This window comes from Belnapia sp. F-4-1 (genome assembly GCF_000802185.1).
GTDB lineage: Bacteria > Pseudomonadota > Alphaproteobacteria > Acetobacterales > Acetobacteraceae > Belnapia.
This window is the reverse complement of sequence record NZ_KN676113.1, coordinates 875,154-897,083: the sequence shown is the minus strand read 5'-3', so window position 1 is coordinate 897,083 and position 21,930 is coordinate 875,154. Positions and strand designations below refer to the sequence as shown.

The following is a 21,930-nucleotide window of genomic DNA, read 5'->3' as shown; positions in this document are numbered from 1 at the left end:
TATTGCGATGCGCAAGGGCTTGAATGAACCTTTTCGGCCCCGCGTGGTTATGGCGGCCGATGATGCAGTTCCTCCGCCCCGCCCTGCTTGTGCTCCTGCTCGCCGGCCCCGCCCTGGCGCAGGAGGCTGCCTTCCTCACCCAGGACCAGCTGGCGACCGTGCTGCGCGCCCGCGGCTTCACGGATGTCGAAGGCGTGGAGCGGGAGGGCGACACCTTCCGCATCGCCCGCGCCACGCGGTATGGCGAGCAGGTCGAGAACCTCCGCATCGACGCCGCCACCGGCCTGGCCCGCGAGCAGCCGCCGCTGACCGAGGGCCAGGCGCGGGAGCTGCTGCGCGCCCGCGGCTACACCGAGGTGACGGAACTCGGCCGGGAGGGCGATGCCATCCGCCTGCGCGGCCTGCGCGAGGGCACCCCCATCGAAGTGACCGTCGATGCCCGCACCGGGGCGGTGCGGCAATAGCCCGCCACCCCATGTCCCGCCTGTGACCCAGGCCCATATCAACCGCATCGGCACCGCCGTCCCCCGGCATGAGGTGCATGACGCCTTCCGCCGCTTCGCCGACCGGCAGATCACCGAGCCGCGCATCCGCACGGCCTTCGCCCGGCTGGCGGAGCGCTCGCAGATCGACACCCGCCATTCCGTGCTGGAGGCCGAGCCGGATGCCAGCGGCACGGTCGATGGCTTCTACCGGTTCGACGCCTTCCCCGGCACCGCCGCCCGCATGGCCCGCTACGAGCGGGAGGCCCCGGCGCTGGCCGAGGCCGCCTGCCTGGCCATGGGGCTGGAGGAGGAAGGGCCCCGCATCACCCATGTCATCTATGCGACCTGCACCGGCTTCGCCGCCCCCGGCCTCGACCACTGGCTGATCCGCCGCTTCGGCATGCCGGGGAATGTCGAGCGCAGCATCGTCGGCTTCATGGGCTGCCAGGCCGCGATCAACGCGCTGAAGCTCGCCCACCACATCGTCCGCAGCGACGCGGGCGCGCGGGTGCTGGTGCTGAACCTCGAGCTCTGCACCCTCCACCTCCAGCCTTCGCCCGAGATCGAGCAGCTGCTTTGCTTCCTGCTTTTCGCCGATGGCGCCAGCGCCGCGCTGGTGACGGCGGAGCCCAAGGGCATCGGCATCGAGGGCTTCCACGCCGCGCTGATCCCGGAGGCGGCCGACCAGATCACCTGGCGCATCGGCGATGGCGGCTTCGACATGACGCTGTCCGGCTTCGTGCCGCTCACCCTCGCCCGCGCCCTGCCGGAGGAGGCGGCGGCCATTCTCGCCGGTGAGGCGGCGGATGCCTACGACCTCTGGGCGGTGCATCCGGGCGGGCGGAGTGTGCTGGACGGCGTCATCCACGGGCTGAACCTGCCGGAGCATGCGCTGGATGTCAGCCGCGCCGTGCTGCGCGAGCACGGCAACATGTCCTCCGCCACCGTCATGTTCGTCCTCCAGCGGATGATGACCGCCGGCCGCGGGCAGCGCGGCTGCGCGCTGGCCTTCGGCCCGGGCCTTTCGGCCGAGACCATGCGCTTCCGCCTCGCCTGATGCGCGAGCGCAGCGCCGCGGACGAGTGGATGGACGACGCGGCGGCGACGGAGGCCGAATTCGCCTCTGCCCTCCGCGATCTCGCCCGCATCAACCGCATGAGCCTCGCCTACCGCCCGACCCTCCGCTGGCTCGACCGGCTGGTGGCCGAGACCGGCACCCGCCACCTCTCCGTGCTCGATATCGGCTTCGGCGGCGGCGACATGCTGGCCGAGATCGCCCGCTGGGCCGCGCGCCGCGGCATCGCCGTGGACCTCGCCGGCCTCGACCGCAGCCCCTGGGCGGCGCGCTATTCGGCGGCGGCCGGGGTGAAGGCACGCTTCATCACCGCCGACCTCTTCGACCTGCCGGAGGCGGAGCGCTTCGACGTGGTGCTGTGCAGCCTCTTCACCCACCACCTGCGCGACCCCGAGCTGGTGCGCTTCCTCCGCTGGCTGCCGGGGCGGGCGCGGCGGGGCTGGCTGATCTCCGACCTGCACCGCCACTGGCTGCCCTGGGGCTTCGTCTGGGGCGCGGTGCGGCTGCTCAGGATGGACCCGATGGTGGTGCATGACAGCACCGTCTCCATCGCCCGCGGCTTCACCCGCGCCGACTGGGAGCGGCTGATGGCCGAGGCCGGCGTCGCGGCGCGGATCGACTGGGCCTTCCCCTTCAAGTGGATCGTCAGCAGCCGTGCCTGATGCCGTGGTGATCGGCGCCGGCCCGGCCGGCTGCGCGGCGGCCATCGCCCTCGCCCGCGCCGGGCGCGATGTCATGCTGCTGGAGCGCAGCCCCGAGCCCCGCGAAAGCGTCTGCGGCGAATTCCTCGGCCCCGACGCGGCGGCGGCGCTGGCCCGCCTCGGCCTCGACCCGGCCACGCTCGGCGGCGCTCCGCTGCGGCGGATGCGGATCGGCCATGGCGGGCGCGAGGCGGATGTGGCGCTACCCTTCCCCGCCTGGGCCCTGCCGCGCCGCCTGCTCGATGGCGCCTTGCAGGAGGCGGCCGGCCCGGCCCTGCGCCGCGGCACCACCGTGCTCGGCGCCGTGCCGATGGGGGAGGGGTGGCGGCTCCGCACCTCCTCAGGCGAGATCGAGGCGCGGCGCATCATCCTCGCCACCGGCAAGCACGCGCTGCGCGGCCATCCGCGCGAGGGCGCTCCGCCGCCCGCCATCGGCCTCAAGCTGCACCTCGCCGGGGTGGCGATGGCGGATGCCGTGGCCCTGCTGCCCTTCGACGGTGGCTATGCCGGCCTGCAACCCCTGCCCGGCGGCGGGGCCAATCTCTGCGCCGCCCTGCACGGCCCGCCCAGGGGACTGCCCGGCGACCTGCTCGTCCGGGTGCGCGCCGGCTCCGCCCTCGCCGAAGCTCTGCTCCGCGACGCCCACCCGCTATGGGACCGGCCGCTCGCCATCGCCGGCGTGCCCTACGGCTTCCGCCAGCCCGCCGCCGGGCCGCCCGGCCTCTACCGCGTCGGCGACCAGGCGGCGGTGATCCCGAGCTTCACCGGCGAGGGCGTCGCGCTCGCCCTGCATTCCGGCCTGGCGGCGGCCGAGGCGATCCTTGCCGGCCAGGAGGCCGATACCTTCCATGCCGCCTGGCGCCGCCGCAGCGCCGGGCCGATGCGCTGGGCCGGCCTCGCCGCGCATGTGCTGCGGGCCTCGCCCCCCGCCTTCGCCGCGCTCGGCGCGGTCGGCCCGCTGGCGCGCCTGGTCGCGGCGCGGACGCGGGTGGCGGCCTGAACGTCAATCTGGAAGGTCTGGCACAGCCGTTGGAATGCGCCGCCTGGCGCATTCTCAAACAGGCCTTGGGAGGTGCCTCGGAGAGCTGGCGGAACGGTCGCTGAAGCGGTTTCCGTTCGCACCGGTCACGGACCCCGCTCAAGCTCGTTGTCATGGCGAGCGAATTACTCTGATCGGAGTCTGCCCCAGGTTCCCCCTGCCCGCACGAAGCTGGCGATCTCGGCGTGATGCCGCCTCGAGCCTTGCATCGGCGGCGCCATGTCCGCCACCCTGAACAATGGCAAATCGGGTTGTGAGCGTTCGCATGAAACAGGACCAACTCGAAGGCGGCTGCGCATGCGGCCATGTCCGCTATCGGCTGCGTTCAGCTCCGATGTTCGCACAGTGCTGCCACTGCCGCGACTGCCAGCGGCAGGTTGGTAGCGCCTTCGTGGTCAACGCGCTGATCGAGACCGACCGCATCGAGGTCAAGGGGACTGTACCGGAGGCTGTCTCGATGCCCACGGACAGCGGGCGGCCGCACGATGTCTACCGCTGCACGGCGTGCCGGACTGCCGTATGGAGCGACTACGGCAGGCGGCCATCCTTGCGCTTCGTGCGGGTCTGCACGCTGGACGATCCTTCCTTGATCGAGCCCGCCGCACACATCTTCACCCGTTCGAAGCTGCCATGGGTCGATCTGCCGAAGGGCGTCCCCGCATTCCCGATCTACTACGACATGGCGGCGCTTTGGCCTGCGGAGAGCCTGGAGCGGCGCCGCGCCATTCTTGGCGATGTGTAGGCCCGCCGTCACCTGTCCCGCCCTCATGTCAGGACGGGCCCTGACCTGCCGCCCGGCTCAGTCGATGCTGATGCCAAGCCGGGCCACTGTCTCCCGCTCATAGACCATCCGCTCGCGGGCGAAGGCGAGGTACTCGCGCGGGCCGAGATACTCGTTCGGCAGCTCCCAGCGCTTCATGATCGCCTGGCTCGCCTCGTCCTCGAAGGCCTTCCGCAGCGTGCGGTGGAGGATGTCCACCACCTCCGGCTCCATCCCCTTCGGCCCGGCGAGGCCATAGGGCGAGGTGACGCTCATCCCGTAGCCGAGATCCCGCAGCGTCGGCACATCGGGGAAGCTCGGCAGCCGCGTCGGCGTCCAGGCGGCGAGCAGGCGGAGCTCGCCGGTCTCCACCTGCGGCCGCCAGGACTGGCTGTCGGCGACGATGTCGATCTGCCGCCCGAGCAGCGCCGTGACGCCCTCCTGGCTGCCGCGCATCGGCACATGCGTCATCTCGGCCCGCTCGCGGGTGAGGATGTCGTCCATCGCCAGGTGGTTGGTGGTGGCGATGCCGCTGGTCGAATAGGTCAGCCGGCCGGGGGCGCGGCGTGCCGCCTCCATCAGCTCGGCATGGGTCTTCCACGGGCTGTCGCCGCGCACCGCGGTGCCGAAGACGAAGCCGGCCAGCTGCATGATGTAGGTGAAGTCGCCCACCGGGTCCCAGGTCGTCTGCCGCGTCAGGAAGGGGTGGCGGAGGATCGAGAGGTGATGGTGCGCGATGGTGTAGCCGTCCGGCTTCGCCTGCTGGATCAGGAAGGTCGCGGCGCGGGTGCCGCGGGCGCCAGCGATATTCTCGATGATGATGGGCTGGCCCAGGTCCTTGGCCGCGATCTCGAACATCTGCCGGTGCAGCGCGTCGAGCGAGCCGCCCGGCGGCCAGGGGATGAGGCAACGGATCTGCCGGTTGGGAAAGCGCCCCTGGCCGAGCGCCGGGGCCGCGAGCAGGCCGGCCGCCGCGCCGAGGGCGGCGCGGCGGGTGATCGTTCTTGTCATTCGTTCCTCCCGAAGTCGTTGGGGCGCCTAGCCGTCGAGGGTGAGGTTCAGCCGCTTCACCATCATCTTCTCGTACTCGACGCGCCTGGCGACGAAGTCGCGGTAGTCCTCCGTGTTGCGGTAGGCCAGCGGCATGTCGAACTGGCCGCGGATGCGCTCGTTCTCCGGGTCGAAGAGCGCGGCCTTGAAGGCATCGTGCAGCACCCGCACCACGCCCTCGTCCATCCCCTTCGGGCCGCTGACGCCATAGGGCGAGGTGACCTCCATGTCGTAGCCGAGCTCCTTCAGCGTTGGCACGGTCGGGAAGCGGGCGGCGCGCTCGGCGGTCCAGACCGAGAGGGCCCGCATCGAGCCCGCCTCGACGAAGGGCGCCCAGGCGCTGCTGTCGGAGACCATGTCGACCTGCCCGGCCAGCGCCGCCGTCACCCCCTCGTTGGAGCCGCGGAAGGGGATGTGGGTGATCTCCACCTTCTCCTGCTCCAGCATGGTCTCCATCGCCAAATGGTTCGTCGTGCCGGTGCCGCTGGTCGAATAGGTCAGCTTGCCGGGATTGGCCCTGGCATAGGCGATCATCTCCTGCCAGGTGCCGAAGCGGCTGTCGGCCTTGACGGCGGTGCCGAAGAGCCAGCCGGTGAGGCCGATGATATGGGTGAAGTCCCGCACCGGGTCCCAGAGCGGGGTCTTCATCATCCAGGGCCGCCGCAGCACGGAGAGGTGCATCTGCGTCAGCGTGTAGCCATCCGGCCGCGACTGCTGGGCGACGGTCATCGGCCCGAGCGTGCCGCCCGCCCCCGGCTTGTTCTCGAGCACCACCGGCTGTCCGAGTGCCCGGCTGGCGATCTCGCCCATGGAGCGGAGCTGCGCATCGGCCGAGGCGCCCGCCGGCCAGGGGATGACGAGGCGGATCGGCCGGTCCGGGAAGCGCGCCTGGGCGAGGGCTGGGGCGGCAAGGCTGGCCGCGGCAAGCGTGAGCGCCCCGCGGCGGGTGATCGGTGGCATTCTTCAGGCGTCTCCCGGTTACTGTCTTGCTTCAATCGATCCGCAGCTTCAGCCGTTCCGCCATCGCCTTCTCGTACTGGGCCCGGCGGATGATGAAGCTGCGGTAGTCCTCAGTATCGTAGTACTCGAGCGGCATGTCGAACTGCCCCCGCACCGCGGTATTGGCCGGATCGAACAGCGCCGCCTTGCAGGCATCGTGCAACACGCGGACGACACCCGGGTCCATCCCCTTCGGCCCGGCAAGTCCATACGGGGATGTCACGACCATGTCGTAGCCCAGATCCTTCAGCGTCGGCGCATCGGGGAAGCGGGGCGAGCGCTCAGCCGTCCAGACGCAGATGAGGCGGAGCTGCCCGCCATCCACAAGCGGCGCCCAGGCGGAGCTGTCGGCGACGCTGATCACCTCGCCGGCCGCGACGGCGACGGCCGCCTCGTTGGAGGCGCGGTAGGGGACATGGACCAGCTCCAGCTTCTCGCGCGCCGCCAGCTCCTCCATCGTCAGGTGGTTGGTCGTGGCGATGCCGGAGGTGGTGTAGGTCAGCCGCCCCGGATTGGCGCGGGCATAGGCGAGGTAGTCCGCCCAGGTCTTGATCGGCCCGTCCGCCTTCACCGCGATGCCGAACATCCAGCCGCAGAGGCCGATGATATGCGTGAAGTCGTTCACCGGGTCCCAGGGCGGGGTGCGGGTGATGAAGGGCCGCCGCACGATCGAAAGGTGCATCTGGCTGATCGTGTAGCCGTCGGGCCGCGCCTGGGTCGTCAGGTGCAGCGCGCCCATGGTGCCCGAGGCGCCGGGCCGGTTCTCCACCACCACGCTCTGGCCCAGCGCCCGCCCGGCGATCTCGGCCAGCGAGCGGAGCTGCGCATCCGCCGAGCCGCCCGGCGGCCAGGGGATGATGAGGCGGATGGGCCGGTCGGGGAATCGTCCCTGAGCCAGGGCAGGCGCCGCCAGCGCTGCCCCGCCAAGGGCCAGCGCACCGCGCCGGCCGAGCCGTGTGCCTTCGAAATCCATGGCCGTGACCTCCCGTGGGCGGGGGCCGGTTCCGCGTCCGGCCCCTCATCGTTGCCAGGCCAGTCTGACGGGACGGCGGGCGGAGGGGAAGCGCCTTGCCACCGCCGAAGCGTCGCCGCGTTGCAGGGGCGAAGGAGCTCCCCATGCCCAGCGCAACCACCATTCCTCTGGATGCGGCCGCCGACCGCCGGCGCCGGATCCTCGCCATCATCGGCGGCTCCTCCGGCAACCTCGTCGAGTGGTACGATTTCTACGTCTATTCCTTCTGCTCGCTCTATTTCGCCTCGTCCTTCTTCCCTTCCGGCGACCGCACCTCGCAGCTGCTCGCCGCCGCCGGGGTCTTCGCTGCCGGCTTCCTCGTGCGCCCGCTCGGCGGCTGGATCTTCGGGCGGCTGGCCGACCGGCGCGGCCGGCGCTTTTCCATGATGGCCTCGGTCCTGCTGATGTGCGGCGGCTCGCTGATGATCGCCATCCTGCCGACCTATGCCAGCGCCGGCGTCCTCGCCCCAATACTGCTGACGGTCGCGCGCCTCGCCCAGGGCCTCTCGGTCGGCGGCGAGTACGGGACGAGCGCCACTTATATGTCGGAGGTCGCGGAGCCCGGCCACCGCGGCTTCTATGCCAGCTTCCAGTACGTCACGCTGATCGGCGGGCAACTCCTCGCCGTGCTCGTCATCGTCATCCTGGAATCGATGCTGACCAATGAGGAGATGCGCGCCTTCGGCTGGCGCATTCCCTTCGTCATCGGCGCGGCGGCGGCGGTGGTCGCCCTCTTCCTGCGCCGCGCCCTGCATGAGACGCAGAGCGCCGACGCGGCGAAGCGCCCCGAGGCCGGCTCGCTCCGCGCCCTGCTGCGGCACCCGAAGCCGCTGCTGTTGGTGCTCGGCCTGACCGCCGGCGGCAGCCTCAGCTTCTACGTCTTCACCACCTTCATGCAGAAATACCTGGTGAACACCGCGCATTTCGAGGCGCGCACGGTCAGCGCCACCATGGCCTGGGTGCTGCTGGCCTTCATGGTCGCACAGCCTGCCTTCGGCGCCCTCTCCGACCGGATCGGGCGGCGGGCGATGCTGCTCGCCTTCGGCGGCCTCGGCGCGCTGATGACCGTGCCGCTGCTCAGCGCCATCGGCCGGGCTGCCTCGCCGCTGGAGGCGGGGCTGCTGGTGCTGGCAGGGCTCGCGGTGATCTCCTGCTACACCTCGATCAGCGGGGTGGTGAAGGCGGAGCTCTTCCCCGCCGAGGTCCGGGCGCTCGGCGTCGGCCTGCCCTATGCGGTGGCCAATGCGCTGTTCGGCGGCACGGCCGAGTATGTCGGCCTCTGGTTCAAGTCGGTGGGGGCCGAAAGCGGCTTCTTCTGGTACGTCACCGGTTTCTTCCTCCTTGCCCTGGTGACCGCCTGGTTCATGCCGGAGACGCGGGTGGAGAGCCACCTGAGCCGAGAGGAGCGGGAAGCCGCCGCCCCAGGCTTGCCTTGAGCCCCGCCTCGGGCCAGTTTCCGCCGCGAAATCCCGGCCCGAGGACCCCCAATGCCTGACAGCTTCGACCTCATCGTCATCGGCTCCGGCCCCGGCGGCTATGTTTGCGCCATCCGCGCCGCCCAGCTCGGGCTGAAGACGGCCTGCGTGGAAAAGCGGGAGACGCTCGGCGGCACCTGCCTCAACATCGGCTGCATCCCCTCCAAGGCCTTGCTCCAGAGCAGCGAGAATTTCGAGGAGGCGGCCCACAAGCTCGCCGACCACGGCGTCCTGATCGACGGCGTGAAGCTCGACCTCGCCAAGATGCAGGCCCGCAAGGGCGAGGTCGTCTCGGCCAACGTCAAGGGCGTCGAATTCCTCTTCCGCAAGAACAAGGTCACCTGGCTGAAGGGCGCCGGCAGGATCACCGCCCCCGGCCAGGTCGAGGTGGGCGGCGAGACCTACGCCACCAAGGCCATCGTCATCGCAACGGGCAGCGACAGCACCCCGCTCCGCGGCGTCGAGGTGGACGAGAAGCGGGTCGTCACCTCCACCGGCGCGCTGGAGCTGGACAAGGTCCCCGGCCACCTCGTCGTCATCGGCGGCGGCGTCATCGGCCTCGAATTGGGCTCGGTCTGGAAGCGTCTCGGCGCCCAGGTCACGGTGATCGAGTATCTCGACCGCCTGATCCCCGGCATGGATGCCGAGCTGGCCAAGCAGGCCGAGCGCCTCTTCGCCAAGCAGGGCATGAAGTTCCGCCTGAAGTCGAAAGTGGTCGCGGCCGAGCAGGATGCCGAGGGCGTCACCCTCAAGGTGGAGCCCGCCGCCGGCGGCGACGCCGAGGAGATCCGCGCCGATGTCGTGCTGCTGGCCATCGGCCGCCGCCCCTATGTCGAGGGGCTCGGGCTCGATGAGGTTGGCGTGAAGCGCGACGAGCGCGGCCGCGTCGTCACCGACGCGCATTTCGCCACCAGCGTGCCGGGCATCTACGCCATTGGCGACTGCATCGCCGGCGCCATGCTCGCCCATAAGGCCGAGGAGGAGGGCGTCGCCGTCGCCGAGATCCTCGCCGGCCAGGCCGGCCACGTGAATTACGGCGCCATCCCGAGCGTCGTCTACACCTGGCCCGAGATCGCCTCGGTCGGCGCGACGGAGGATGAGCTGAAGGCCGGGGGCATCGCCTACAAATCCGGCAAATTCCCCTTCACCGCCAATGGCCGGGCGCGTGCGATGAACGACACGGACGGCTTCGTGAAGGTCCTGTCGGACGCCAAGACCGACAAGGTCCTCGGCGCCCACATCATCGGCCCCGATGCCGGCACGCTGATCGCCGAGATGACGCTGGCCATGGAGTTCGGTGCCAGCGCCGAGGATGTGGCCCGCACCTGCCACGCCCACCCGACGCTGAACGAGGCGGTGAAGGAAGCGGCGCTGGCCGCCGACGGGCGCGCGCTGCACATCTGAGGCGGCGGGGCGGCCATGGGGTGCGGGGCATCCCGCACCCCGGTGCTGCCCGGCTGAGCGCTTGCCTCGAATCGCCCCGCCGGCCGATCCTGTGCAGGTGATCAAGTATATCGGCTCCAAGCGCGCCCTGCTGACGCAGATCCTGTCCGCCATCGGCGCCGCCGCGCCAGCCGGGGCGACGGTCGCCGACCTCTTCTCCGGCACCGCCCGCGTCGGCCATGCGCTGAAGGGCGCCGGCTACCGCGTCATCGCCAACGACCACAACGCCTTCGCCCATACGCTCGCCACCTGCTACGTCCAGGCCGATGCGGAACGCTGGGCGGAGCAGGCCACCCGCATCCTCGCCGACCTCGGGCGCCTGCCTCCCCGCGCCGGCTGGTTCACCGAGACCTATTGCGTCGCCGCCCGCTACTTCCACCCCGACAACGGCGCCCGGATCGAAGCCATCCGCAACGGAATCGCCGCCCTCGGCGCCGAGCCGGAGCTGGAGGCGGTGCTGCTCACCTCGCTCCTCGAGGCGGCCGACCGGGTGGACAGCACCGCCGGCCTGCAGATGGCCTACATGAAGCGCTGGGCTGCCCGCGCGCTGAACCCGCTCTCGCTCCGCCTGCCTGCGCTCCGCCCGCGTCCGCCTACCGGTCCCTGCACCGCCCTCTGCGGCGAGGCGGAGGAGGTAGCGGCCACGCTCGACTGCGACCTCGCCTATCTCGACCCGCCCTACAACCAGCATTCCTACCTGCGGAACTACCATGTCTGGGAGACGCTGGTGCGCTGGGACCAGCCGGAGGTTTATGGCATCGCCAACAAGCGCACCGACTGCCGCACGCGGCGCTCCGCCTTCAACAGCCGGCCCGGCATAGGCCCGGCACTGGCGCGCACCATCGCCGCGCTGCGGTGCCCGACCGTCGTGGTCTCCTTCAACGACGAAGGCTATCTCGGCCGCGCCGCGCTGGAGGCGATGCTGGCGCCGCGCGGGCCGCTGCGGGTGATCGAGATCCCCTATGGCCGCTATGTCGGCGCCAAGATCGGCATCCACAACCCGAAGGGCGAGAAGGTCGGTACGGTGGGGCGGTTGACCAACATCGAATATCTTTTCGTCTCCGGCGAGCGCGCCCTCGCCCTGCCGCCGAGGGCCGCCTGATGAGCCCCTGGACGCGGAAGCTCCTCGGCTTCAGCCTGCTGGCGCTCGGCGTGCTCGGGCTGATCCTGCCTTTCCTGCAGGGGCTGCTCTTTCTTGCCCTCGGCATCTTCGTGCTGCGCGACCAGTACCCCTGGGCGCGGCGCTGGATGGGCAAGCTGGAGGCCCGCTTCCCACGCCAGATGGTGCAGGTGGAGGCGATGGAGGCGCGGCTGATCGGCTGGAGCCGCCGGCAGGGCGAGAAACTGCGGCGCCTGCTGTCCTGATCCCGCCACGCAATGGAATTTTCCATTCGGAAGATGAACGGAGTATTAACCATCTGACGCTGGGCCCTTGGCGGATTTCTCAACCTTGCCGAGAACTAGGGCATGGCCGATTTCCGCACGGACTCCCGATTCGTCGCCCTGCTCCTGGGCATCGGCCAGACCCTGGCCTGGGCCACCAGCTACTATCTGCCAGCCCTGCTGGCCCCGGTGGTGGTGGAGGACCTCCAAGCGGACCGGACGCTCGTCTACGGCGCCTTCTCCCTCGCCCTGCTGATCTCGGGCCTCGCCGCGCCGCGGATCGGCCGGACCATCGAGCGCTTCGGCGGGCGGCCGGTGATGATGGCCTCCGCCGTCACCCTCGCCGCCGGGCTGACGCTGCTCGGCCTGCTGCCGGGGCTGGCGGGCTGGTTCGTCGCCTGGATCGTGCTCGGGGTCGGGATGGGGCTCGGCCTCTATGAGGCGGCCTTCGCCACGCTCGGCACGCTCTACGGCCGGGCGGCGCGGCGGGGGATCACCATCGTCACCCTGCTCGGCGGCTTCGCCAGCACCATCGGCTGGCCGCTGACCGCGGCGTTGATGCCTGCCCTTGGCTGGCGCAACACCTGCCTCGTCTTCGCCACGGTCAATCTGCTGCTGCTGCTGCCGGTCTATGCCATGCTGCCGCGTGCCGGGGCGGGCGGCGAGGTGACGTCCGCCGCCGCCGATCCCGCCGAGATTCCGCTGCCGGCCGCCTGGGTGCGGCGCAGCTTCCTCTTCCTCGCCGCCTTCTTCACCCTGCGGGCGCTCATCAGCACCACCATGTCGGTGCAGCTCCCGGTGATGCTGGCGGGGCTCGGCCTCTCGGTCGGGGCCGCGGTCGCCGCCGCCTCGCTGATGGGCCCGGCCCAGGTCGCCGGGCGGCTGCTGGAGTTCACCGCGGGCAAGTCGGTGCACCCGTTGCGCGTCGCCTGGCTCGGCGCCGGGCTGCTGCCGGTCGCCGTGCTGCTGCTGGTGCTGGTCGGGCCGGTGGCGGCAGTGCCCTTCGTGCTGATGCACGGCGCCAGCAACGGCATCATCACCATCTGCCGCGGCTCGGTGCCGCTCGCGCTGTTCGGCCCGCGCGGCTACCCGGTGCTGATGGGCAAGCTGGCGTTGCCGGTGCTGATGGCCCAGGCCGCGGCGCCGATGCTGACCGCGCCGCTGCTGGCGCATCTCCCAGCCATGGCGGTGCTGGGCCTCGCCGGCCTGGTTGGCCTTGCCGCCCTGCTTTGCTTGCTGCCCCTCCGCGCCGCCCCGCCGCCGGCGCCGCGCGTCGCCGAAGCGGTGCAGGGCTGAGGTCCGGCCCGCAACCAATGCTGGACCGGGCCGGCGGGTGTGATACCTAGAAGATCGGAGGTCCGGCCCGATGTCCGAGAAGTTCGACGAATACATATCGCTCGGCAGCGACTGCGAAGTCGGCTTCCAGTTCCGCCGGGTCCTCGGCCACGACAGCTCCTCCTTCTTCAGCTGGAACGTCACCAGCATCGCCGCCCTGGAAAGGCTGCTCGCCACCCGCTTCGACGGCGTGCTGCAGGAGGCCAACATCTCCGCCCATGCCGATGGTTCGATGCTGCTCGACGGCGGCTATGGCTACAAATTCCACTCGCCCTTCCGCGGCCACGACTTCCGGGCCGACCCGGACTACCACGCCCGCTGGGCCGACCACCTGGAGAAGACCGGCTACCTGATCGGCAAGTTCCTCCGCGGGCGTCCGGCCGGGCACCGTACCGCCTATTTCTACAAGATCGAGCCGGAGGAAGCGGTGGCGGAGCTGCGCCGCCTGCTGCCCGCCGTGCGCGGCCAGTTGCTCGACATCCATGGGCCGTCGCATTTCGAGCTGGTCGTGGTGCTGCCGCAGGACCGCTTCGAGCAGGATTGGGGCGAGGCCCGCATCCACAACCGCTATGTCCGCCGCCTCGCGCCCTGGCACGATGCGACGGATGGGCACGTCGCCTCCTGGGACCGCATCTTCAGCGAGTTCCCGCACACGGAGCCGCTGCGCCTAGCCGGCTACTGAGCCCCGGCGCACGGCGGCCTCCCGCCTCGGCTCCTGCCGGGCGCGGCCGATGGCGACCCAGGCGCCGAGGGTGGCCACCAGCAGGGTCGATCCGGCGCTCCAGATCGCCAGGTATTCCAGCGCCACCCATACCCATGCCATGGGCGCCAGCCCAAGCCATACCACGGTCGTTATGATAACGGCGCCCAAAACGGCATTGCCAAGCATCGGGGGGTTTCTCCTGGCGTTTCCTGGGGCATGGGGGGACATGCACCCATCACATTCGTATATTGCACGCGGAGTTGATTCAAGTATTTCCCGATATTACAAATCCCCAATTCCGCCTGCGGTCCGACCGCTGCCTGGCGTGACCCCGAAGGCAGCGCGGAAGGCCGCCCCGAAGGCCGGCGCGCTGGCATAGCCGACCCTGGCCGCCGCCCGCGCCGGCGGCACTCCCTCGGCCAGCAGCGCCGCCGCCTCGGCCAGCCGCAGCGCCTGCCGCCAGCGGCCGAAGCTCATCCCCGTTTCCTCGCGGAAGAGGCGGGTCAACGTGCGCGGGCTTGCCCCGCAATGCCGCGCCCAGTCCTCGAGCCCGAGCGGCTGCGCCGGGTCCGCCTGCAAGCCAGCCGCCAGCCGCCGCAGCCGCGCATCGCGCAGCGCCGGCAGGCCGAGCGGCAGGCGCGGCGCACGGGCGATCTCGTCGAGGATCAGGGCCGTGATGTGCCCGCCCCGCCCGGCCTGGTCCCATTCCAGCGGCTCGGCGCAGGCGGCCAGCACCAGCTCCCGCAGCAGGGGCGAGACGGCAAGCACCGTCACCGCCCCCGGCCCCGCCGCAGCCGCATCGGCGCGGAGGAAGAGCGCCCGCATGGCGACCGGCCCCTGCATCGCCGTCACATGCGGCACGCGCGCCGGCATCCACAGCGCCCGGCCCGGTGGCAGGACGAAGGCCGCCGTGTCGGTTGCGATGCGCATCACCCCGCGCGTCGCATAGAGCAGCTGCGCGCGGGTATGGGCATGCCGCTCCACGCTTTCGCCGTCGCGGTAGTCGCGGGTGAAGCCGGCCAGCGGACGGTCGACGCCGTCCTGCGGCAGGTTCCGGAGCGGCGCCTCGGGCAATTGGCCGGAAGCCGACAGGGTTTGGCCAGCCATCGTCATCCGGCCAGGCTAGTCTTGCGCAACGGCCCAGCCAAACGGAAATCGCCATGCACGACCAGGCCAAGCGGCAGATCCTTTTCGTCAACATCGCCCATGTCTTCACGCACTACAGCCTGCTGATCCTGGCGACGGCGGTGCTCGGCATGGTGACCCAGGCGCCGGCCGCCTTCGGCCAGGATTACGGCCCGATCCTCGCGCTGGGGACGGGGATGTTCGTGCTCTACGGCCTCGGCTCCTTGCCGATGGGCTGGCTCGCCGCCCGCTTCGGCCGCAAGGCCATGATGGCCGGCTTCTTCCTCGGCACCGGAGGGGCGATGATGCTCGCCGGCCTTGCCGAGCGCCCGCTGACCCTGGGCCTGGCGCTCGCGCTGATGGGCGCCTTCGCCGCCATCTACCACCCCATCGGCACGGCGATGCTGGTCGAGGCGGCGAGCGCCGCGCCCGGCGGCAAGGTCGGCCGCGCGGTGGGCGTCAACGGCGTCTTCGGCAATCTCGGCGTGGCCTGCGCCCCGGTGGTGACGGCGCTGGTCGCGGCCCGCCTCGGCTGGCATTGGGCCTTCATCCTGCCCGGCGCGCTCTGCGCCCTCGCCGGCCTCGCCTGGCTGCGCGAGCCCGCCTTCGACGCCGCGAAGGCCGCCGCCGGCACCAAGCCCTTTCCCGAGATTCCCGCCCCCGTCGTCCGCCGCGCCGTCGCCGTGTTGCTGACCATCGCCGCCGTCTCCGGCCTCGTCTTCAACGCCTTCACCCTGCTGATCCCGAAGCTGATGGAGGAGCGGCTGGCGACCTCGCCCGGCCTGCTGCCGGTGGTCGGCATGCTTGCCTTCGCCGCCACGCTCTGCGGCGGCCTCACCCAGTTCACCGTTGGCCGCCTGATCGACCGCCACAGGCTGAAGCGCGTCTTCCTGCCGCTCGCGCTGCTGCAGCTGCCCTGCCTGCTCGCCCTTTCCTTTGCCGAAGGGTGGTGGGTGCTGCCGCTCTCGGCGCTGATGGCCGCCTCGATCTTCGGCCAGGTGACTGTGAACGAGACGATGACGGCGCGCTACGTGGCGCCGGCGCTCCGGGTGAAGCTCTACTCCATCCGATTCACCATCGGCTTCCTCGGCGCCGCCGCGGCCTCGCCCCTGGTCGGCCTGCTGCACGAGGCGACGGGCGGGCTCGCCGCGCCGATGCTGGTGCTGGCCGGGTTCGGTGCCGTCACCTTCCTTTGCGCCCTGCTCTTCCCCGACCGGCCGGAGGAGCTGCAGCCGGAGCTCTGGTCGCGGCCGCGGCAGCCGGGCCTCGCCGCTGCCGAATAGGTTGACCGCCGCCGCCCGCGCGGCGACCCTCGGGGGCATGACCATCCTCACGGGCCACGCCCGACTTGCCGGGATCATGGGCTGGCCCGTCGCCCATTCCCGCTCGCCCCGCCTGCACGGACTCTGGCTGCGCCGCCACGGCATCGACGGCGCCTACCTCCCCCTGCCGGTGCGGCCGGAGCGCTTCGCCGATGCGGTGCGCGCGCTCGCCGAGCTTGGCTTCCGCGGCGCCAACGTCACCATCCCGCACAAGGAGGCGGCCTTTGCGGTGTGTGACCGGGTGGAGCCCTCGGCCGAGCGCGCCGGGGCGGTGAACACGCTGGTCTTCCGCGACGGCCTGATCGAGGGCTCGAACACCGACGGCTACGGCTTCCTCGCCAACCTGCGCGAGGGCGCGCCGGGCTGGCGGGCCGATGCGGGCCCCGCCGTGATCCTTGGCGCCGGCGGCTCGGCGCGGGCCGTCGCGGCGGCGCTGCTCGATGCCGGCTGCCCGCGCCTTGTCCTGGTCAACCGCACCCCGGCGCGGGCCGAGGCGCTGGCCCGGGCGCTGGGCGGGCCGATCGATGTGGCGGATCGTGCGCCGCTCGGGGATGCGGCCCTGCTGGTCAACACCACATCACTCGGCATGCAGGGACAGCCGCCGCTCGGAATCGACCTCGCCTCGCTGCCCGCCGGGGCGGTGGTCGCCGACATCGTCTACGTGCCGCGCGAGACGGGGCTGCTCGCTGCGGCCCGCGCCCGCGGGCTGGCGGCGGTGGACGGGCTCGGCATGCTGCTGCATCAGGCGCGGCCGGGCTTCGCCGCCTGGTTCGGCGCGGAACCCGTTGTCGATGCCGAGCTGCGCGACTTCGTCGGCGGGGACATCCCCGCGCGATGAAAATCGTAGGGCTGACCGGCAGCATCGGCATGGGCAAGTCCACCGCGGCGAACACCTTCCGCCGCCTGCACGTCCCCGTCTTCGACGCCGATGCCGCCGTCCACGCGCTGCAATCCCGCGGCGGCCGCGCCGTCGCGCCGATCGGCGCCGCCTTTCCCGGCACGATCCGCGACGGGCGGGTGGACCGCGAGGCATTGCGCCGCGCGGTGCTCGGCGACGACGGCGCGCTGACCCGGCTGGAGCGCATCGTCCACCCGCTGGTGCGCGATGCCGAGCGCCGCTTCCTCGGCGCCGCCCGCCGCCGGGCGGAGCCGCTGGTCGTGCTCGACATCCCGCTGCTCTACGAGACGGGGGGGGAGGGACGCTGCGACCTCGTCGTGGTGGTATCCGCCCCCGCTGCCGTGCAGCGCATCCGCGTCCTCCGCCGCCCGGGGATGACGGAGGCGCGCCTCGCCGCCATCCGCGCCCGGCAGATGCCCGACCGCGAGAAGCGCCGGCGCGCCGACCGGGTGGTGGAGACGGGTCTCTCCCGCCACGCCGCCCAGCGCGCCATCCGGGCGCTGGTGCGGGAGATCCGCGGCGGCCGGTAAGCTTCGCCTACCGCGTCGAGGCCAGCGCCGAGGCCGCTTCCGCTTCCTTGCCCGGCGGCACCGCGACCGGCCGCACCTCCACCGGGGCGACGCCCTGCTGCTTCATGCCGAGCCGCTCCGCCGTCCGCGGGCTGAGATCGACCACCCGCCCGCGCACATAGGGGCCGCGGTCACGGATGGTGACGCGGGCGGTGCGCCCGGTCTCGATGTTCTTCACCTCGGCGACCGTGCCGAGCGGCAGGGTGCGGTGCGCGGCGGTGTCGGAGTTCGGGTCGAAGCGGGCGCCGCTCGCGGTCTGCCGCCCGTTGAACTGCGGGCCGTAATAGGAGGCCTGCCCGACCTGTGTTGGCGCCGGCTCCGGCGCGGCTGCCTGGGGCTCCGGCGCGGGCGGCGGCGGCGTGGCGCAGGCGGCGAGGCCGCCCAGGATCAGGCTCGGCAGGACAAGGCGAAGGCCGGTCCGCATGGCGTCGTCTCCATGAAAGTTGCGATCGCGTTGACGCCCGGAGACGGTACGGGTTGTGGCCTGCCAGGGCTCGAGCGGGCTGCCTCCCGCCCTCGTGTCCCCGCCTTGCCGCCTGGCGCGAGCGCCAGCGTCAGCGCCTCAATCCGGCGGCGTGATGGTGCCGGCCTGGCATCCGCGGGCCCCGCCCGGCGTTGTCACCATTCCATGCCAGCCGAAGGGAGGGATGAGCATGAACGGCAAGGATATGCACCGCATCGTCGGCCGCTGGACGGCCGGCAAGCCGATCCGCGACAGCTTGGCGGAGCTGCACCGCCAGCAGCAGGCGACCCCGCCCGCAACGGCCGTCGAGCTGTACCGCCGCCGCCGTGCCGAGGCCGCCGAGCCGGGACCGCAGGCCAGCCAACCCGCCCGCACCGTGCTAAGATAGCCCCCGGAATCGAGGCGAGGGGCGGATGAGCCAGGCGGGACGGGATGCGCGGCAGCGCGCGGTGGTGCTGGATACCGAGACCACCGGCCTCGACCCCGCCACCGGCGACCGCGTCATCGAGGTGGCGGCGATCGAGCTGGTCAACCTGATGCCGACCGGCGCCACCTACCACACCCTCATCGACCCCGAGCGGGACGTGCCGCCGGAAAGCACCCGCGTCCACGGCTTCACCGCCGAGATGCTGAAGGGTCAGCCGAAATTCGCCGAGATCGTCGAGGGGATGCTCGGCTTCATCGGCGATTCGGCGATCATCGCCCACAATGCGCCCTTCGATTTCGGCTTCCTCGATGCCGAGCTGGTGCGCGCCGGCCACAAGCCGCTCGACCGGACGCGGATGGTGGACAGCCTGGCGCTGGCGAAGGAGCGCTATCCGGGCATGCCGAACAGCCTCGATGCGCTTTGCCGCCGCCTCGGCATCGACAATTCGATGCGCACCAGCCACAACGCGCTGCTCGACGTGAAGCTGCTCGCCCAGGTCTATCTGGAGCTGATGGGCGGCCGCCAGCCCGGCTTCGTCCTGGCGCTGAACATCGGCGGCGGCACCCGTGCGCTGGCGGGGCTGGACCGCCCCCGCACCCCCCGCCTCGTCACGCCGAGCGAGGCGGAACTCGCTGCCCATGCCGCCTTCCTGCGGAAGGTGAAGGAGCCGCTCTGGCTCCAGCCGCCCTTCGCCGCCGGAACCCCCTGACGCCCCGCGGCTTCCTTCGGCTGTTCCCGACAGTCCGAGAGAGGCCGCCATGCCCCGCATCCCGAACGCCGTCACCGTCATCACCGGCGCCTCCTCCGGCATCGGCAAGGCGACCGCCCTTGCCTTCGCCCGCGAGGGTGCCCGGCTGGTGCTCGCCGCTCGCCGGCCGGAAGCGCTGGAGGACACGGCGCGGGAATGCCGTGCCCTCGGCGCCGAAGCCATTGCCGTGGCGACCGACGTCTCGGACGGCGCACAGGTCGAGGCCCTGGCCCGCGCCGCCATCGATGCCCATGGCCGCATCGACGTCTGGTTCAACAACGTGGGCACCGGCGTCTTCGGCCCCTATTGGGAGGCCTCGGCCGAGCTGCAGCGCAAGGTGGTGGAGATCAACCTGATCGGCACCATGCAGGGCAGCTCCGCCGTGCTGCCGCATTTCCTCCGCCAGGGCGGGGGCGTGCTGATCAACATGTGCTCGATGGGCGGCTGGTCGCCGACGCCCTTCGCTGCCTCCTACGCCGCCAGCAAATTCGGAATCCGCGGCTTCAGCGCCAGCCTCCGCCAGGAGCTGACGGGCAAGCCCGGCATCCATGTCTGCGCCGTCTTCCCGGCGCTCGTCGACACGCCCGGCCTCGACCGCGCCGCCAATGTCTCCGGCCGGCGGCTGGAGCCGAAGGCGCTCTATCTGACCCCGGAGGCGGTGGCGGCGGTGGTGCTGAACCTCGTCCGCCGGCCGCGCGCCGAGGTGGCGGTCGGCTGGGAGGCGACGGCGGCGCGCGTCGCCTATGGCCTGGCGCCCGGCCTGACCGAGACGGTGTCGGGGGCGGCGATCCGTGCCGCCCTGCGCCGTGCCAGCGGCGTGCCGCGGAGCGAGGGCGCCGTCGCCCAGCCGATTGCCGCGGGCACCAGCCCACGCAGCGGCAAGCCCGTCCCCCATGTCCGCGGCCCGAGCCTCGGCACGCTAGCCCTCGGCGGCCTCGGCCTGCTGCTCGGCGCCGAACTGCTGAGCGGGGCCATGACGCGGCGCCGATAGCTGGCTAACCTTCCGGCCGGGACAATAACCGGAGGAAACGAATGGCCCAGCTTCAAGGCAAGGTCGCGCTCGTCACCGGCGCGGCCGCCGGCATCGGCGCCGCCTGCGCCGCGACCCTCGCGCGGGAGGGGGCGAAGGTCCTCCTCACCGATCTCGACGATGCCCGCGGCGAGGCCATGGCCGGCCGCATCCGCGAGGCCGGCGGCGAGGCCCACTACCTCCACCAGGACGTCACCGACGAGGCGCGCTGGGCCGAGGTGGTGAAGGAGGCCGAGACGCGCTTCGGCCGGCTCGACGTGCTGGTCGCCAATGCCGGCATCGCCATCCTCAAGTCGATCCTCGACATGTCGCTCGACGAATGGCGGAAGCAGATGGCCGTCAACGTGGACGGCGTGTTCCTTTCGGTGAAATACGCCATCCCGGCCATGAAGCGCGCCGGTGGCGGCTCCATCATCCTGCTGTCCTCCGTCGCCGGCATCCGCGGCTCGGCCGGGCTCGCGGGCTACTCCGCGAGCAAGGGCGCCGTCCGCCTTTTCGCCAAGTCGGTGGCGCTGGAATGCGCGCGGGACAACATCCGCTGCAACAGCGTCCATCCCGGCATCATCGACACCGAGATCTGGGACAAGATGCCGATCGGCCCCGGCGGCCGCAACGCCCCGCTCGACGCCCGCGCCATCGCCGCCGCCAGCGTCCCGACCGGCAAGCTCGGCACGCCGCAGGACATCGCCAACGGCGTGCTCTTCCTCGCCTCCGACCAGTCGGGCTATGTCAACGGCTCGGAGCTGGTGATCGACTCGGCGCAGACGGCCGGGCGGGTCGGCAGCCTCAAGCCGGACTGAGGCCACAGCCAGCCAGGATCGCCCGCCCGCCATGAAGCTTTTCGATATTCCCGGCATCTGGTGGCTGCTGGCGAAGACCCTGGCCGCCGCCCTCATCGGCGCCGCCCTCTTCGGCGCCGCCGTTTCCAGCATGGCGATGCTCGATGCCGGCACCGATGACCGGGGCCTCGCCGCCGGCACCAGGGCGGCGGCCATTGCCGCCCCGGTCCTGCTGGTGCTGGGCCTCGCCTGGATCGTGGTCCGCGCCCGCACCCTCCGCCGGACTAACCCCGGGCAATCCCCCTGAGCCGCCCCACCCCCTCCGCCACCGCCGCCTGCAACAGCCAGGCATCCCCACCCCAGGCCAGCAGGCGGAAGCCGTCCTGCCAAGCGCGCTCCGCCTCCTCCGCCCCCGTCACCAGCCGCCCCAGCCCCTTGCCGTGCTTCCGCGCTGCCGCGCAGACCCGCCTTGTCGCCTCGCGGAAGGCCGGATGGTCGAACTCCCCCGGGATGCCGAGCGAGGCCGAGAGGTCGAAATGCCCGACCCAGAGCGCATCGACGCCCTCCAGCGCCGCGATCGCCTCCGCCTGCTCCACGCCCTCGGCCGTCTCGATCATCAGCACCAGCACGGTGCGCTCGTTGGCCGCCGCCAGCTTCGCCGCCGCCGGCCCTGCCCGGTAGTTGTCATGCGCGATCTGCAGGGCGACGCCGCGCCGCCCCTGCGGTGGGTATTTCAGTGCGGCGACGGCGGCCCGTGCCACCTCCAGGCTGCCGACTAGCGGCAGCATCACCCCCTCCGCCCCCACATCGGCAAGGCGGGCGATGTCATGGGCATCGCGCGAGGGCACCCGCACCAGCGTCGGGATGCCGCCCGCCTCCAGGTAGCGCAGCGCGGACTTCACCGTCTCGGTCGAGAAGCCGCTATGCTCCATGTCGAGGAAGGCGAAGTCGCAGCCCGCACCCGCCAGGATATGCCCGATCCCCGGCGTGACGAACTCGACGAGGAAGGTTCCGGCGGCGAGCCGGCCCGACTGCACCAGGGACTTCAGGCTTTGCGGCATGGACTTCTCCTCCCGGTTTGCCCAGAACGGGCCCTCGTGGCTTACTGA

General features: G+C 71.7%; 26 protein-coding genes. 19 read left to right on the top strand and 7 right to left on the bottom strand.

Going from position 1 to position 21,930, the window contains the following annotated elements; translation table 11 throughout:
• The first annotated feature begins 23 nt into the window (after window positions 1-23).
• From LH62_RS04495 to LH62_RS04475, 5 genes are all read left to right on the top strand, one after another.
• Window positions 24-464, top strand: coding sequence for a hypothetical protein (locus LH62_RS04495; protein WP_144404373.1), 441 nt, complete (start codon window positions 24-26; stop codon window positions 462-464).
• Between the two features lie 22 nt (window positions 465-486).
• Window positions 487-1,542 carry a type III polyketide synthase gene (locus LH62_RS04490; protein ID WP_043359547.1) on the top strand — a complete coding sequence of 352 codons (1,056 nt, stop codon included), beginning with the start codon at window positions 487-489 and terminating at the stop codon, window positions 1,540-1,542.
• The gene (locus LH62_RS04485; RefSeq protein ID WP_043359545.1) at window positions 1,542-2,222 is read left to right on the top strand and encodes a methyltransferase domain-containing protein; all 681 of its coding nucleotides are present in this window, start codon (window positions 1,542-1,544) and stop codon (window positions 2,220-2,222) included. The genes LH62_RS04490 and LH62_RS04485 overlap by 1 nt, the downstream gene beginning before the upstream one ends.
• Window positions 2,215-3,261 (top strand): NAD(P)/FAD-dependent oxidoreductase, encoded by a 1,047-nt coding sequence (locus LH62_RS04480; protein WP_043359544.1) that lies wholly within the window; start codon window positions 2,215-2,217, stop codon window positions 3,259-3,261. The genes LH62_RS04485 and LH62_RS04480 overlap by 8 nt, the downstream gene beginning before the upstream one ends.
• Before the next feature lie 304 nt (window positions 3,262-3,565).
• Window positions 3,566-4,042: a GFA family protein gene (locus tag LH62_RS04475; RefSeq protein ID WP_043359543.1), complete on the top strand. Its 477-nt coding sequence runs from the start codon at window positions 3,566-3,568 to the stop codon at window positions 4,040-4,042.
• Between the two features lie 57 nt (window positions 4,043-4,099).
• Here the strand turns inward: LH62_RS04475 and LH62_RS04470 are convergent, their stop codons facing one another.
• The 3 genes from LH62_RS04470 to LH62_RS04460 are packed head-to-tail and all read right to left on the bottom strand — an operon-like array spanning window position 4,100 to window position 7,082.
• Window positions 4,100-5,071 carry a tripartite tricarboxylate transporter substrate binding protein gene (locus LH62_RS04470; protein ID WP_043359541.1) on the bottom strand — a complete coding sequence of 324 codons (972 nt, stop codon included), beginning with the start codon at window positions 5,069-5,071 and terminating at the stop codon, window positions 4,100-4,102.
• Between the two features lie 27 nt (window positions 5,072-5,098).
• Window positions 5,099-6,070, bottom strand: a complete 972-nt coding sequence (locus LH62_RS04465) for a tripartite tricarboxylate transporter substrate binding protein (protein WP_043359538.1) — start codon at window positions 6,068-6,070, stop codon at window positions 5,099-5,101.
• A gap of 31 nt (window positions 6,071-6,101) precedes the next feature.
• On the bottom strand, window positions 6,102-7,082 hold the full coding sequence (locus LH62_RS04460; protein WP_043359536.1) for a tripartite tricarboxylate transporter substrate binding protein: 981 nt from the start codon (window positions 7,080-7,082) through the stop codon (window positions 6,102-6,104).
• A 143-nt stretch (window positions 7,083-7,225) separates the two neighbouring features.
• On the opposite strand from LH62_RS04460, the gene LH62_RS04455 reads away from it, so the two are divergent.
• The 6 genes from LH62_RS04455 (at window position 7,226) to LH62_RS04430 (ending at window position 13,439) form a co-directional block, all read left to right on the top strand.
• On the top strand, window positions 7,226-8,557 hold the full coding sequence (locus LH62_RS04455; RefSeq protein ID WP_052213700.1) for an MFS family transporter: 1,332 nt from the start codon (window positions 7,226-7,228) through the stop codon (window positions 8,555-8,557).
• Between the two features lie 51 nt (window positions 8,558-8,608).
• Window positions 8,609-10,000: a dihydrolipoyl dehydrogenase gene (gene lpdA / locus LH62_RS04450; protein WP_043359534.1), complete on the top strand. Its 1,392-nt coding sequence runs from the start codon at window positions 8,609-8,611 to the stop codon at window positions 9,998-10,000.
• A 61-nt stretch (window positions 10,001-10,061) separates the two neighbouring features.
• Window positions 10,062-11,141, top strand: coding sequence for a DNA adenine methylase (locus LH62_RS04445; RefSeq protein WP_201445420.1), 1,080 nt, complete (start codon window positions 10,062-10,064; stop codon window positions 11,139-11,141).
• Window positions 11,141-11,404, top strand: a complete 264-nt coding sequence (locus tag LH62_RS04440; RefSeq protein WP_043359532.1) for a PGPGW domain-containing protein — start codon at window positions 11,141-11,143, stop codon at window positions 11,402-11,404. The genes LH62_RS04445 and LH62_RS04440 overlap by 1 nt, the downstream gene beginning before the upstream one ends.
• A gap of 102 nt (window positions 11,405-11,506) precedes the next feature.
• Entirely contained in the window at window positions 11,507-12,718 is a 1,212-nt protein-coding gene (locus LH62_RS04435) for an MFS transporter (RefSeq protein WP_052213699.1), read from the top strand.
• A gap of 70 nt (window positions 12,719-12,788) precedes the next feature.
• Entirely contained in the window at window positions 12,789-13,439 is a 651-nt protein-coding gene (locus LH62_RS04430; RefSeq protein ID WP_052213698.1) for a hypothetical protein, read from the top strand.
• Here LH62_RS04430 and LH62_RS30995 read toward each other — a convergent pair.
• On the bottom strand, window positions 13,425-13,580 hold the full coding sequence (locus LH62_RS30995) for a hypothetical protein (RefSeq protein ID WP_160299771.1): 156 nt from the start codon (window positions 13,578-13,580) through the stop codon (window positions 13,425-13,427). The genes LH62_RS04430 and LH62_RS30995 overlap by 15 nt on opposite strands.
• Window positions 13,581-13,742: 162 nt before the next feature.
• A complete protein-coding gene (locus LH62_RS04420) occupies window positions 13,743-14,567 on the bottom strand; it encodes a helix-turn-helix domain-containing protein (protein ID WP_144404372.1) in 825 nt (274 codons plus the stop codon).
• Window positions 14,568-14,620: 53 nt separating this feature from the next.
• On the opposite strand from LH62_RS04420, the gene LH62_RS04415 reads away from it, so the two are divergent.
• The 3 genes from LH62_RS04415 to coaE are packed head-to-tail and all read left to right on the top strand — an operon-like array spanning window position 14,621 to window position 17,335.
• A complete protein-coding gene (locus LH62_RS04415; protein ID WP_043359529.1) occupies window positions 14,621-15,868 on the top strand; it encodes an MFS transporter in 1,248 nt (415 codons plus the stop codon).
• A gap of 37 nt (window positions 15,869-15,905) precedes the next feature.
• Window positions 15,906-16,745: a shikimate dehydrogenase gene (locus tag LH62_RS04410; RefSeq protein ID WP_043365156.1), complete on the top strand. Its 840-nt coding sequence runs from the start codon at window positions 15,906-15,908 to the stop codon at window positions 16,743-16,745.
• Window positions 16,742-17,335, top strand: a complete 594-nt coding sequence (gene coaE, locus LH62_RS04405) for a dephospho-CoA kinase (protein WP_043359525.1) — start codon at window positions 16,742-16,744, stop codon at window positions 17,333-17,335. Before LH62_RS04410 ends, coaE begins: the two co-directional genes overlap by 4 nt.
• A 7-nt stretch (window positions 17,336-17,342) precedes the next feature.
• Here the strand turns inward: coaE and LH62_RS04400 are convergent, their stop codons facing one another.
• Window positions 17,343-17,798 (bottom strand): septal ring lytic transglycosylase RlpA family protein, encoded by a 456-nt coding sequence (locus LH62_RS04400; RefSeq protein ID WP_082012344.1) that lies wholly within the window; start codon window positions 17,796-17,798, stop codon window positions 17,343-17,345.
• Between the two features lie 229 nt (window positions 17,799-18,027).
• On the opposite strand from LH62_RS04400, the gene LH62_RS04395 reads away from it, so the two are divergent.
• The 5 genes from LH62_RS04395 to LH62_RS04375 are packed head-to-tail and all read left to right on the top strand — an operon-like array spanning window position 18,028 to window position 21,128.
• Complete coding sequence (locus LH62_RS04395; protein ID WP_043359522.1) at window positions 18,028-18,225, top strand: hypothetical protein; 198 nt, start codon at window positions 18,028-18,030, stop codon at window positions 18,223-18,225.
• 25 nt (window positions 18,226-18,250) lie between these two features.
• Window positions 18,251-18,973 (top strand): DNA polymerase III subunit epsilon, encoded by a 723-nt coding sequence (dnaQ, locus tag LH62_RS04390; protein WP_043359519.1) that lies wholly within the window; start codon window positions 18,251-18,253, stop codon window positions 18,971-18,973.
• 49 nt (window positions 18,974-19,022) lie between these two features.
• Window positions 19,023-20,003 carry an SDR family oxidoreductase gene (locus tag LH62_RS04385; protein ID WP_043359518.1) on the top strand — a complete coding sequence of 327 codons (981 nt, stop codon included), beginning with the start codon at window positions 19,023-19,025 and terminating at the stop codon, window positions 20,001-20,003.
• A gap of 41 nt (window positions 20,004-20,044) precedes the next feature.
• Entirely contained in the window at window positions 20,045-20,842 is a 798-nt protein-coding gene (locus LH62_RS04380; protein ID WP_043359516.1) for an SDR family NAD(P)-dependent oxidoreductase, read from the top strand.
• Between the two features lie 31 nt (window positions 20,843-20,873).
• Complete coding sequence (locus LH62_RS04375) at window positions 20,874-21,128, top strand: hypothetical protein (protein WP_043359514.1); 255 nt, start codon at window positions 20,874-20,876, stop codon at window positions 21,126-21,128.
• Here LH62_RS04375 and LH62_RS04370 read toward each other — a convergent pair.
• On the bottom strand, window positions 21,106-21,882 hold the full coding sequence (locus tag LH62_RS04370; protein WP_043359511.1) for an HpcH/HpaI aldolase/citrate lyase family protein: 777 nt from the start codon (window positions 21,880-21,882) through the stop codon (window positions 21,106-21,108). The genes LH62_RS04375 and LH62_RS04370 overlap by 23 nt on opposite strands.
• Window positions 21,883-21,930 lie beyond the last annotated feature (48 nt).